1 protein-coding gene is annotated in these 225 nt (G+C 58.7%); it reads left to right on the top strand.

Annotated elements, in window-relative coordinates; all coding sequences use genetic code 11:
* Window positions 1–225: hypothetical protein (locus OGY37_RS00190; RefSeq protein WP_286619760.1), on the top strand; the 225-nt coding region annotated here is incomplete at both ends.

Below are 225 nucleotides of genomic sequence, written 5' to 3'. Positions count from 1 at the left end.
GCCTACGGGCAGCGTTGTACTTTCGTAGGCCGGATAAGGCGCTAGCCGCCATCCGGCGCATGGCCTGGACATTCGTGTTATTGCCTGATGGCACTACGTTTATCAGACCTACGGGCAGCGTTGTACTCAGTAGGCCGGATAAGGTGCTAGCCGCCATCCGGCGCATGGCCTGGACATTCGTGTTAATGCCTGATGGCATTACGCTTATCGGGCCTACGGGCAGCG

The organism is Citrobacter sp. Cpo030, from assembly GCF_030333005.1.
GTDB classification, from domain to species: domain Bacteria; phylum Pseudomonadota; class Gammaproteobacteria; order Enterobacterales; family Enterobacteriaceae; genus Citrobacter; species Citrobacter portucalensis.
This window is presented reverse-complemented; position numbering and strand designations above follow the sequence as displayed.